The 11,536-nt window shown below is 70.6% G+C and carries 12 protein-coding genes and 1 riboswitch; of the genes, 5 read left to right on the top strand and 7 right to left on the bottom strand.

The window, feature by feature from the left end; all coding sequences use genetic code 11:
* The first annotated feature begins 320 nt into the window (after window positions 1-320).
* From HNR02_RS13860 to HNR02_RS13850, 3 genes are all read left to right on the top strand, one after another.
* Entirely contained in the window at window positions 321-929 is a 609-nt protein-coding gene (locus HNR02_RS13860) for a 50S ribosomal protein L25/general stress protein Ctc (RefSeq protein WP_179773594.1), read from the top strand.
* Complete coding sequence (pth, locus tag HNR02_RS13855) at window positions 930-1,523, top strand: aminoacyl-tRNA hydrolase (protein WP_179773593.1); 594 nt, start codon at window positions 930-932, stop codon at window positions 1,521-1,523. It abuts the gene before it with no gap.
* A gap of 134 nt (window positions 1,524-1,657) precedes the next feature.
* Window positions 1,658-2,014: a DivIVA domain-containing protein gene (locus tag HNR02_RS13850; protein WP_179773592.1), complete on the top strand. Its 357-nt coding sequence runs from the start codon at window positions 1,658-1,660 to the stop codon at window positions 2,012-2,014.
* Window positions 2,015-2,058: 44 nt separating this feature from the next.
* Here the strand turns inward: HNR02_RS13850 and HNR02_RS13845 are convergent, their stop codons facing one another.
* The 3 genes from HNR02_RS13845 to HNR02_RS35445 all read right to left on the bottom strand — a co-directional run bounded on the left by HNR02_RS13845 (window position 2,059) and on the right by HNR02_RS35445 (window position 4,616).
* Window positions 2,059-3,744 (bottom strand): fatty acyl-AMP ligase, encoded by a 1,686-nt coding sequence (locus tag HNR02_RS13845; RefSeq protein WP_179773591.1) that lies wholly within the window; start codon window positions 3,742-3,744, stop codon window positions 2,059-2,061.
* 81 nt (window positions 3,745-3,825) lie between these two features.
* Window positions 3,826-4,455, bottom strand: a complete 630-nt coding sequence (locus HNR02_RS13840) for a DUF5701 family protein (RefSeq protein ID WP_179773590.1) — start codon at window positions 4,453-4,455, stop codon at window positions 3,826-3,828.
* Window positions 4,452-4,616, bottom strand: coding sequence for a hypothetical protein (locus tag HNR02_RS35445; RefSeq protein WP_179771174.1), 165 nt, complete (start codon window positions 4,614-4,616; stop codon window positions 4,452-4,454). Before HNR02_RS35445 ends, HNR02_RS13840 begins: the two co-directional genes overlap by 4 nt.
* Window positions 4,617-4,712: 96 nt before the next feature.
* Here HNR02_RS35445 and HNR02_RS13830 point away from each other — a divergent pair, with 96 nt between their 5' ends.
* Window positions 4,713-5,342 carry a TetR/AcrR family transcriptional regulator gene (locus tag HNR02_RS13830; RefSeq protein ID WP_179773589.1) on the top strand — a complete coding sequence of 210 codons (630 nt, stop codon included), beginning with the start codon at window positions 4,713-4,715 and terminating at the stop codon, window positions 5,340-5,342.
* A 7-nt stretch (window positions 5,343-5,349) separates the two neighbouring features.
* Here HNR02_RS13830 and HNR02_RS13825 read toward each other — a convergent pair whose 3' ends face one another.
* From HNR02_RS13825 to HNR02_RS13815, 3 genes are read right to left on the bottom strand one after another with little or no spacing between them, the layout of a single operon-like run.
* Entirely contained in the window at window positions 5,350-7,104 is a 1,755-nt protein-coding gene (locus HNR02_RS13825) for an ABC-F family ATP-binding cassette domain-containing protein (protein WP_179773588.1), read from the bottom strand.
* Window positions 7,101-8,063, bottom strand: a complete 963-nt coding sequence (locus HNR02_RS13820; protein ID WP_179773587.1) for a 4-(cytidine 5'-diphospho)-2-C-methyl-D-erythritol kinase — start codon at window positions 8,061-8,063, stop codon at window positions 7,101-7,103. Before HNR02_RS13820 ends, HNR02_RS13825 begins: the two co-directional genes overlap by 4 nt.
* Before the next feature lie 9 nt (window positions 8,064-8,072).
* Window positions 8,073-8,642, bottom strand: coding sequence for a TetR/AcrR family transcriptional regulator (locus HNR02_RS13815; protein WP_179773586.1), 570 nt, complete (start codon window positions 8,640-8,642; stop codon window positions 8,073-8,075).
* A gap of 141 nt (window positions 8,643-8,783) precedes the next feature.
* Here HNR02_RS13815 and HNR02_RS13810 point away from each other — a divergent pair, with 141 nt between their 5' ends.
* The gene (locus HNR02_RS13810) at window positions 8,784-10,199 is read left to right on the top strand and encodes an MFS transporter (RefSeq protein WP_179773585.1); all 1,416 of its coding nucleotides are present in this window, start codon (window positions 8,784-8,786) and stop codon (window positions 10,197-10,199) included.
* 33 nt (window positions 10,200-10,232) lie between these two features.
* Here the strand turns inward: HNR02_RS13810 and HNR02_RS13805 are convergent, their stop codons facing one another.
* Complete coding sequence (locus HNR02_RS13805) at window positions 10,233-11,246, bottom strand: methionine ABC transporter ATP-binding protein (RefSeq protein ID WP_179773584.1); 1,014 nt, start codon at window positions 11,244-11,246, stop codon at window positions 10,233-10,235.
* 185 nt (window positions 11,247-11,431) lie between these two features.
* Window positions 11,432-11,521, bottom strand: a riboswitch (SAM riboswitch).
* Between the last annotated feature and the right edge of the window lie 15 nt (window positions 11,522-11,536).

Here is an 11,536-nt window from a genome sequence, read left to right as displayed (position 1 = left end):
TTGCGGCCCCACGCCAAAGTGATCGTCCGGTGTCAGGCGACGGGATGACCACCCAGCTCTGGGTGTTACTGGCGCTCGCCTACGGCGCCGTCGCGCCGTGCGGATAGCGCGTCTTGCCACCCCACGCAAGTCCGCCAGTACGGGGCGCTTACACTGAACAGGTTGTCTCGGCGAGGCGGGCTCCATGCTGCACCCGGTGCCCGAACGTGATCGACGCGGCGGCTTGAGGTCTGCTGCTCGAGCATGTCGTGGAACTCGCCGCCGAAGATGACCACCCGCCATCTGCGCCGCCACGCAATTGTTTGAAGGAGTGCTACACCGTGTCCGAGGTACGTCTGTCCGCCGAGCCACGCACCGAGTTCGGCAAGGGCGCCGCGCGCCGCACCCGTCGCGCTGGCAAGGTTCCCGCCGTGCTCTACGGCCACGGTACCGACCCGCGCCACCTGGCGCTGCCCGCACTGGAGTTCGCCCGGGTCATCCGCGAGAACGGCAGCAACGCCGTCCTCACCCTGAGCCTGAACGGCGGCACCGAGCTGGCGCTCACCAAGACCGTCACCGTGCACCCGATCCGCAACTACATCGAGCACGTCGACCTGCTGGTCGTCCAGCGGGGCGAGAAGGTCACCGTCGACGTCCCCGTCGTCGTCACCGGCGACCCGGCCCCCGGCACCCTGCAGGTCCAGGACATCGACACGCTGTCGGTCGAGGTCGAGGCGCTGCACATCCCCGAGCAGGTCGAGGTGTCCATCGAGGGCGCCGAGGCAGGCACCCAGATCCTCGCCTCCCAGGTTCCGCTGCCCCAGGGCGCGACCCTGCTGACCGACCCGGAGAGCCTGGTCGTCGCGGTCGGCGAGGCCCAGGCCACCAGCGCGGAGCCCGCCGAGGAGGGTGGCGAGGAGCCCGCCGCCGAGGCGAGCACCGAAGAGTAAGTGAGTTCGGACGTTCCCGGGGCCGGCGAGCACGTCCTGCTCGTCGGCCTCGGCAATCCCGGGCCCCGGTACGCGGGCAACCGGCACAACGTCGGCTTCCTCGTGCTCGACGAACTCGCCGCCCGCGTCGGCGGCAAGTTCAAGACCCACAAGTCCGGCGCGGAAGTCCTCGAAGGCCGCCTCGCCGGAAGCCGTGTCGTGCTGGTCAAACCGCGGTCGTTCATGAACGTCTCCGGCGGACCGGTCGCGGGCGCGGCCAAGTTCTACAAGATCGATCCCAGCGCGATCGTCGTCGTGCACGACGAGCTGGACCTGCCCTTCGGCGGCCTCAAGCTCAAGATCGGCGGCGGCGAGGGCGGTCACAACGGGCTGCGGTCGATCAGCAAATCCCTCGGCACGCGTGACTACTATCGCGTGCGCTTCGGCATCGGCCGCCCACCGGGCCGCATGGACCCGGCCGACTTCGTCCTCAAGGACTTCTCCACGGTCGAGCGCAAGGACCTCCCGCTGGAACTGGACCGGTGCGCCGACGCCGTCGAAGCGCTGATCGGCAAAGGACTGACAGCGGCCCAGAACGACTTCCACGCTGGGTGAGCAGCCGTCACCCACAGGTGTGCGGCATTGCGCTCCATGGAGTTTCACCGGTCTGAGGGGCCTTCCGGACGTTTACCCGGACGGCTAGGACGGGATAAGGGAAGTGTCCCGTCCAAGCTGAACTGGAGTACTTCATGTCCCTTACCGCCGAAGACGTTTATCGAGTCGAGTTCGATAACGCCCCCATCGGCAGGCGCGGGTACGCCAAGCACGAGGTCGACGAGTTCGTCGAACGCATCGCCAAAACACTGGTGGGCGAGGACGACCTCACCGCGGCCGAGGTGCACCACGTGATGTTCAGCAAGCCCCTGCTCGGGAAGCGGGGCTACGACGAACGCGCGGTCGACGAGTTCCTCGACGAGGTGGAGGACGAGTTCGCCCGCCGTGGCGGCCGGCCCTACCCGGTGCCGGAGGCCCGCGCCGCCACCCAGGCGACCGCGCCGCGCACCCCCACTTCCACCGACGCGCCGACCCCCGTCACCACCGACTGAGTCAGCCGAGTTGCCCGGGAGCAGGTCCTCCCGGGCGACGGCGGTCAGGAGGCGTTGCGGGCGATCGCGTCGGAGTACTGGGCGGCGGTGGCGGCGCGCTTCACCTTGCCCGACGGCGTCTTCGGCAGGCTGCCCGCGGGCAGGACGACCACCGCGTACGGGCGGGCGTCGACGGCGTCGCGGACCCGGGCCGCGACCTCCTTCTGCAGGCGGCGCTCGGCGTCGGTGTCGCCCGCCAGTTTCGACTCCAGCACGACCGCGAACCGCTCGCGCCGGGTCCCGGCGTCGATCCGGACCGCCACCGCGTTGCCGGCTCGCACACCCTCGACGGACGTCGTGGCACGCTCGATGTCGGTCGGGTAGATGTTGCGGCCGCCCATGATGATGACGTCCTTGCGACGGCCGCAGATCACGATCTGGTCGCCGATCAGGTAGCCGAGGTCGCCGGTCGCCAGCCAGCCCTCGTCGTCCTGCGTCGGCTTCGGGCCGTCCATCGTCAGGTACCCGGGTGTCACCGCGGGACCGGTCAGCTGGATCTCGCCGACCTCGCGCTCGCCGAGCACCTTGCCACCGTCGCCGACGATCCGCGCCTCCAGCCCGTCCAGCGGACGGCCGAGCACGGCGAACGAGCGGACCTCCTCGGTTCCGCGGCGCGAGTCACCCTCCGGAACCGGCACGGCCCGGTTGTCGGCTTCGAGCGCGTCGGCCTCGATGACGTCCAGGGTGAGGCCGGTGAACAGCGGCGCGAACGACACCGCGAGTGTCGCCTCGGCCATGCCGTAGGCCGGGAAAACGCATTCCGCGGGCATCTTGAACCGGGAGCCACCCTCGACGAACGACTGCACGGCGGACTCGTCGATCGGCTCGGCCCCGTTCAGCGCGATGCGCAGCGTCGACAGGTCGTAGGCGTTCTCGTCCTCGACCCGCGCGAGCCGCTTCCCGACGATCGCGTAGGCGAAGTTCGGTGCCGCGGTGGTGGTGGCGCCGTACTTGGTGATCAGCTCCGGCCAGATCAGCGGCCCGGTGAGGAACTCGGCCGGGGTGATCTTCACCAGCTCCACGCCGAACGTCATGGGCACGGTCAGGAAGCCGACCATGCCCATGTCGTGGAAGGTGGGCAGCCAGGACACCATGATGTCCTTCGCGAAGTCGAACTCCGCGCGCTCCACCATGGCCTTGACGTTGGTGTAGAGGTTGCCGTGGGTGATCCGCACGGCTTTCGGGTCGGCGGTCGAACCGCTGGTGAGCTGCAGCAGCGCGAGGTCTTCCTCGTCGCGCGCGACCGGCTCGGCGAGCGGTTCGCCGTCGAAGAGATCGGTGATCATCCGGAAGCCGATGTTGTGCTCGGTCAGCACGGGCGCGAGCGCGTCGAACGGCTCGCCGAGCACCACCAGCTTGGCGTCGATCATGCCGAGGACCTTGACGGTGTCCTCGGCCCACACGGCGAGGTCGGTGCGCGGGGTCGGCTGGTGCAGCATCGTCACGCTGCCGCCGGCGAGCCACACGCCCTGCACGGTGGGCGCGATCAACGCGGGCGCCCCGGCCAGGACCGCGACGGCGCTGCCCGGCTCCAATCCCCCGGCGACGAGTGCACCGGCGATGCGCCGTGCCTGTTCGTGGACCTCGGCCCAGGTCCGGCGCACCGGCTCCTTGGGCTCCCCGGTGACCATGCCACGCAACTGACCACCCTCCGCAGCGGTGCGGACGAGCGTTTCCACGAACCGACTCATGGCGCTCACCTTATCGGCGGCCTGCCACGATCGAGTGGCCAGCTTCTGGACGGCCCGCCACGGCACGGAGGTACTACCGGATCAGGCGCCGCGCGCGCCCGCCGAGGCCACGCCGAGCCAGGTGTGCGGATTGCCCTGCCAGCACCAGCCGAGCTTCGGCGCACGCTTGCTGATCCAGATCGCGGGCACCCGCCGGTCACCGCACCGTGAACCGCCCACCGAGAAGCACTTGTTCTTGACCAGCACCTCCGGGAAGTGCGTCACCAGTGCGATGCCCTCCTCGATGGTGAGCGGGGTCCGTTCCCGCCCGGCGATGGTCTCCATCGCGTCGTTCGGGACTACGCCGCAGAACTCTTCACCACGCTCGACGTCGAACAGCAGGTAGGCGTCCGGAGCGGGCAGGTCCACAGTGGCGGCGAACCGCTCCAGCGACCCCGGTTCGAAGGAGTGGTCGACGAACCCGGGCAAGCGCCCGCGGTGCAGGGTCGTGCGCGGCATCGTCTCCTCGATCGGCACGACCTTGCGGGTCACGACGAGGAGGAACGGCACGCGGCCCGCGTCCGGATCCGGCGCACCGGACCGCGCCGCGGACCGCAGCGGTCCCACCAGGGCGCGGAAGCCCTCTTCGTCGAGCCCGGCGAGCGCCGGGTAACCGCGGTCGACGAGGTTGGCGACCTGGCGGTCGAATTCGGCGGTGACGTCGGAAGTCATACTCGCGCCTCCTCAATGGCCGCGATATCGGCCGGGTTGCCACCGACGATCGTGTACGCGGGCACGTCGGCCGTGACGACCGCGCCCGCGGCGATGATCGCGCAGGACTTCCCGATGACCGGCTTCTCCGGCCCGTAGGCGTAGAGGATGTGATCTGGCACGACACCTCACAGAAGTAAATTTACTATCGACGTAAACTTATGCTCGTTACACGATGCTTGTCAAGATAAAAAGTAGGACCGGGGTAAGATTCGCTCATGACCGTCACCGGGCTCCGCGAAGTCAAGAAGCGCGAGACGCGGCAGTTGATCTCCGACCGCGCGACCGGGCTGTTCCTGGCGAAGGGTTTCGAACACACGACGATCGCGGAGATCGCGGAAGCGGCGCGCGTAGCCAAGAAGACCGTGACCAACTACTTCCCGCGCAAGGAGGACCTGGCGTTCGACCACCAGGAGGAGTTCGTCGAAAGCCTCGCCCGTACGGTCGTGGCGCGGGGGCCCGGTGAGTCCGCTCTCGGCGCGCTCCGGAGCGGCTGCCTGGACGCGATCGCCCGGCAGGACCCGGTGGCCGGCTTCGCCGGGCCGGAATTCAGCCGGATGATCGCCGACAGCCCGACGTTGTCGGTCTGCCTGCGTAGCCTGCACGACCTGCGTGAGGACAACCTCGCCGCCGCGCTCGTGGCGGCGACGGGCGCCACGGCCGGGGACATCACGCCACGGGCCGCGGCGGCCGTGTTCGGTGGGGTCCACCGGGTGGTGTTCGCGCGTATCCAGGAGCTGACGCTCGCCGGGCGCGGCGGCCCGGAGATCGCGGCCGTGGCCGGCGAAGAGGCCGAGCAGGCGTTCGCCCTCCTCGAAGCGTCCTTCGGCGACTACGCCCGCGCCTGAGAGCGGGCTACTCGACCAGCTCGGAGGTCTCCAGCCAGCGCGCCTCGACGTCCTCGATCTCGGCGCGGACCGTTTTCAGTTCGGTGTTGAACTCGACCAGTTTGTCCGGGTCCGTGGCGTGCTCGGCGAGTTGCTCGTGCAGCTTCGTTTCGCGGGTGTGCAGCTGGTCCAGCCGACGCTCCAGGCGGGACAGCTCCTTCTGCGCCGCGCGGAACTCCGCCGCGCTCGACGTTTTCTGCGCGGGCTTCGGGGCCGCGGCCGGGACACGCACCGCGGCGCGCCGGGACAGGTACTCGTCGATGCCGCCGGGCAGGTGGGTGATCCGGCCGTCGCCGAAGAGGGCGTACACCGCGTCCGTCACGCGTTCCACCAGGTAGCGGTCGTGCGAGACCACGACCATCGTGCCCGGCCACGAGTCCAGCAGGTCTTCCAGCTGCTGCAGCGTGTCGATGTCCAGGTCGTTCGTCGGCTCGTCGAGCAGCAGCACGTTCGGCTCGGCCATCAGCAGACGCGCCAGCTGGAGGCGCCGCCGCTCGCCACCGGAAAGGTCCTCGACCGGCGTCCACTGCCGCGCCGGCGGGAAACCGAGCTTCTCCGCCAGCTGTGAGGCCGACAGCTCCTGCTTGCCCAGCACGACCCGCGCCGAGACCTCCTCCACGGCCTCCAGCACCCGCAACCGGCCCGGCAGCTCGTCGAGCTCCTGCGACAGGTGCGCCAGCCGCACCGTCTTGCCTTCGATCCGCTTGCCCGCAGCCGGTTCACGCTCCCCGGCCAGCAGCTTGAGCAGCGTCGTCTTGCCCGAACCGTTGACGCCGACCAGCCCGAACCGGTCGCCGGGCCCGATCCGCCAGGTCAGCCCCTCGACGACCGGCTTGTCCCCGGCGAACAGGGTGACGTCCTCCAGCTCCAGCACGGTCTTGCCGAGACGGCGGCGCGCGAAGCTCATCAGCTCGGCCGCGTTCCGCGGCTCAGGCACGTCCGAGATCAGCGCCTCGGCCGCCTCGATGCGATAGCGCGGCTTGGAGGTGCGGGCCTTCGCGCCGCGCTGGAGCCAGGCCAGCTCCTTGCGCGCGAGGTTGCGCCGCTTCTCCTCCATCGTGGCCGCGAGGCGGGCTCGCTCGGCGCGCGCGAAGATCCAGTCCGCGTATCCGCCCTCGTACTGCTCGACCCTGCCGTCCGCGACCTCCCAGGTGCGGCCGCACACGGTGTCCAGGAACCACCGGTCGTGGGTGACGACGACGAGCGCGGACCGCCGCGCCAGCAGGTGGTCGGCGAGCCAGCGCACGCCTTCGACGTCGAGGTGGTTGGTCGGCTCGTCGAGCACGAGCAGGTCGAGGTCGCCGATGAGCGCGGCCGCCAGCGCGACCCGGCGACGCTCCCCTCCGGACAGTGTCGCGGTGGGATTGTCCAGCCCCAGCGCGGTGATCCCCAGCCCTTCCACAATGGACCTGACCCGCGCGTCGGCCGCCCACTCGTGCTCGGCGGCGTAACCGGCGAGCACGGCTTCGCGGATCGTGCTGCCTTCGGCGAGTTCCGTGCGCTGGGTGACGACCGCCAGCCGCAGCCCGCGCACCTGGCTGACCCGCCCGGAATCCGGTGGCGCGAGCCCGGCCAGGACCTCCAGCAACGTGGTCTTGCCGCCACCGTTGAGCCCGACGACGCCGATGCGCTCACCTTCGCCGACACCGAGGGAGACGTTGTCCAGCAGCGGGCGGACCCCGTAGGACTTGGACACGGCCTCGAGGTTGATCAAATTGGTCATGCGTGCACCTGCGGAGGAGTGGGCCGGTGTTCGTCGCCGCCGACGGGTCGCGCGCCGGGCACCGGGCCGTGCGCGACCCGCACCGTCCGGCACACCCCGGCCCCGGCCAGCTCGGCCGCGACCTCCAGCGCGGATTCGGCGTCGGAGCACAGGAACGCGCACGTCGGACCGGACCCGGAGACCGTGCCTGCCAGCGCACCGGCGTTCACCCCGGCGCGCAACGTGCGGCGCAGACCTGGCCGCAGCGACACCGCGGCGGCCTGCAGATCGTTACCGAGCAACAGGGCCAGCTGACGCGGGTCACCCGAAGCGAGCGCCTCGACGACGGGCGCGTGCGAACCCACGCGCGGCGGATTACCCGCCTCGCGAAGCCGGTCGAGTTCGGTGAAGACACGCGGTGTGGACAGTCCGCGCTGGTCGAACGCGAGCACCCAGTGGAACGTGTGCCGCGACAGGACCGGCACCAGCTGCTCGCCGCGTCCGGTGCCGAGCGCGGTGCCGCCGTAGAGGCCGAACGGCACGTCCGAACCCAGCTTCGCGGCGATCTCGGCGAGTTCGTCCCGCCCGATCTCCAGCTTCCACAGTGACGACAGCGCCACGAGCGTGCCCGCCGCGTCGGCGCTGCCGCCCGCCATCCCACCCGCGACGGGGATCCCCTTGCGGAGGACCACCCGGACGTTGGACGCACCGTCGGCCTTGCCCACATGCGCTGCCAGTGCCTCCACGGCGCGCCACGCGAGGTTGCCGGGACCCGTCGGAACCACCTGCTCACCCTCGCCGTAGACCTCGACACCCGGCTCCTCGGCGAGCGCGACGGTGACCTCGTCGGTCAGCGACAGCGCGTGGAACACGGTGGTCAGGTCGTGGAACCCGTCCGGGCGCAGGTCGCCGACCGACAGGTGCAGATTGATCTTCGACGGCACCCTGACGGTGACGGGTGGCGGTACGACGGCGAGCACCCGTCAAGCCTACGTGCCCGCTCCGGACCTCGGAGAGGCAAGCTCCAGTGCGACCTGCAACGCGACCTCGGACGACCCGGCGGCCGGGTTCTCGTCCAGGAACTGCGGGTTGTTGCCGATCATCAGGGCGACCAGCGCGAGCCGCGCGCGCAGCTGGTCCGCCGGATCGGCGTCGTCGGGCCCCAGCAGCGTGAACAACGACTTCATGCGCTGGGCGAGGACGTGCCCGGCGTGCAGCTCCTTGAGCGCGGGCTGATTCTCCTGCATGAACCGCATGACCGGTCCGAACCGGCCCTGGATCAGCGCGGAGAGCCGCCGCAGGACCTCCTGCCTGGTCCGCACCGAGCGGTCCTGCTCACCCGCCCACGCCACGATCTCGTCGAGCGAGCTGCCGATGTCCTCGATCAGGCTGTGGACGATGTCCTCTTTCGTCCGGAAGTGGTAGTAGAGCGCGGCTTTGGTGACCTCGAGCTTCTCCGCGATCTCCCGCAGCGAGGTCTTCTCGTAGCCCTGCTCGACGAACAGGTCGAGCGCGACCCGCTGGATGCGCTCGCGCGTGTCGGTCCGCCGCCCCGCCATGACCGTCCTTCCTGAGGAACTCTCAAACTTGCTTGACGCCCGGCTAGCAATGCGCCTACCGTGCGGTCAGCCATTACTTGTCGGCCGACTAGCAATGGTTGATCCCAAGTCTAACCCAGTCGTCCACCAGGGGGTTCCATCATGACGACAACCACTTCGGCGCCGGTCGCGGCGCCCGCGGACCAGAGACGGTGGTGGGCACTCGCCGTCATCGGGCTCGCCCAGCTGCTGGTCATCGTCGACACCACGATCGTCAACATCGCGCTGCCCACCGCGCAGGCCGACCTCGGCATGTCCGACGTCGCCCGCCAGTGGACCATCAGCGCCTACACGCTGGCCTTCGGCGGCCTGCTGCTGCTCGGCGGGCGGCTCGCCGACCGGCTGGGCCGCAAGAACACGCTCATCGTCGGCGCGCTCGGGTTCGCCGCGGCCTCCGCGCTCGGCGGGATGGCCTCCGGTCCCGGTCTCCTCATCGCCGCCCGCGCGGCCCAGGGGGTCTTCGCCGCGCTGCTCGCCCCGTCCACGCTGTCGCTGCTGACCATCACGTTCACCGAGACGAAGGAACGCGCGAAGGCGTTCGGGATCTTCAGCGCGATCATGATGTCCGGCGGCGCGCTCGGGCTGCTGGCAGGCGGCGCGCTGGCCGAGTACGCGTCCTGGCGCTGGTGCCTGTACGTGAACCTGCCGATCGCGATCGCCGCGGCCGTCGCCGGCTGGTTCGTCCTGCCGCACGTGCCCGGCCACCGCTCCACGCGGCTGGACTGGACCAGCGGGATCCTGGGCAGCGCCGGGATCGCCGGCCTGGTCTACGGCCTGTCCGAGGCCGCCACCCGCGGCTGGGGCTCGGCCGTCGTGCTCGGCTGCCTGGCCGGTGCCGTCGTGCTGCTGGCCACGTTCGTCATCCGGCAGAGCCGCGTGGGCAACCCGTTGCTGCCGCTGCAGATCCTGTCCGACCGGGCCCGCTCGTCCGGCTTCCTGACGATCGCGGTCGCCGCGTTCGGCATGTTCGGGATGTTCCTGTTCATCACCTACCAGCTGCAGGCGATCATGGGCTTCGGCGCGCTCGGCGCCGGTCTCGCCTTCCTGCCGTTCATGCTGGCCAACGTGACGGTCTCGACGCTGCTGACGCGACGGCTCATCCCGCGGACCGGGCCGCGCCCGCTCCTGGTGACCGGGCTCCTGCTGATGGCCGCCGGACTCGCGACGCTGACCCAGCTGTCCGTGGACACCTCGTACGCGTCGCTGATCCTGCCCATGGAGCTGGTGCTCGGCGCGGGCGCCGGGCTGGCGATGCCGACGGTCATGAACATCGCGACCGCGCGGGTGGAGCCGAAGGACGCGGGAGTCGCCTCGGCGTTCATCACCACGTCGCAGCAGGTGGGCGCGTCACTGGGCACGGCATCGCTGAACACGATCGCCGCGAGCGCGACCGGTTCGGTGGTGGGCCTGAGCCTGCCCGCCGCGACCGTGCACGGCTACGCGGTCGCCAACGGCTGGGCCGCCGGGATCGTGGCGCTCGGCGCGATCGCCGTCGGTTTGCTCGCCCGCCGCAAGTGAAACGAGGGGGCGCCCTGCGGGGCGCCCCCGTCCTCACGCCGCGACGACGCTCTTCGGGCCTTCCTTCGGCTGCACGACGTGCGCGCCGCGGTCGGCGATCCACGCCAGCGCGGTGTCGGCCTGCGTGCCGTTCACGCCGATCCGGAAGCGGGCCACCGGGGTGTCGCCGACCCGGGTCAGGCCGCCGCCGATGGTGGCCAGCTCGACGTCGAACCGCGCCGAAGCTTCCGGCAGCAGCGCGCCGACGGCCGCGAAACCGATCAGCACGACATCGGCGGACCGGTCGTAGCCCGCCGACTGGGACCGCGGCGTGTCGATCGCGGGCAGCAGGCTCCGCGCGATCCGGCTCGACGGGTCGGCGAGCAGCTCCAGCACGGTGCCCTGCTCGACGAGACGCCCGTTATCCAGCAGACCGACCCCATCGCAGACGCGGCGCACGGTGGCACCGTCCTGCGTGGTCAGCAGCACGGTCACGCCGAGCTCGGCCCGCGCGCGATCGAGGACGGTCAGCACACCGCCGCTCTCCTCGGCCGCGATCCCGCCGGTCGGATCGTCGGCGAGCAACACGGCCGGGGCCGCGGCGAGCGAACGGGCGAGCGCGACGCGACGCCGCTGACCGGGGGTGAGTTCGCTCGGCCGCAGCGCGGCACGCTGAGTCAGGCCGGCCAGGTCGAGCAGGCGGCCCACCCGGCTGCGACGCTGCGGCCCCTCGACGCCCAGCTGCTCCAGCGGCACCGCGACGTTGCCCGCCACGGTGCGCTCGGCGTGCAGCACGGGCTGAGCGTCCAGCACCGCGACCTGGCGGCGCACCTCACGCAGCCGCCGTCCCTCCAGTCCGGCGGTGCTCAGTCCGTCGAGGCGCACCACGCCCCGGTCCGGCTTCTCCTGCAGCGCGATGCAGCGGGCGAGGGTCGACTTGCCGGAGCCGGCGGGGCCGACGACGCCGAAGAGTGCGCCGGCGGGCACCTCGACGTTGACGTCCCGCAGAGCGTGGACGGGCGCAGCGGCACCGGTATAGGACTTGGTCAGGTTTTCGACAGTGATCACGAATGGCTCCAGCACAACGGGCGCGAACGCGCCGACCGCACACCAAGGAGACCGTCCACTGAGGACAGTCAGGCGAAGACAGGCAAAGGGGTTAGGGGAAAACGGTCAGCGACGACACGCACAGACCGTGCGACGACATTCGTCGACGACGCGGCGCCTCGTGAGCATTGTGCGGTACACAGGGTCCTCCATCGGTCCTGGCGGTAGCACCTGCCCCGGTGGGGTGGTTGCTGCGGCTTCGGCGAGCCAGGTCTCTCAGCCGCTCGGGATGGATACTCCACAGAGTAGAA

This window comes from Amycolatopsis endophytica, from assembly GCF_013410405.1.
GTDB classification, from domain to species: Bacteria; Actinomycetota; Actinomycetes; order Mycobacteriales; family Pseudonocardiaceae; genus Amycolatopsis_E; species Amycolatopsis_E endophytica.
This window is presented reverse-complemented; position numbering and strand designations above follow the sequence as displayed.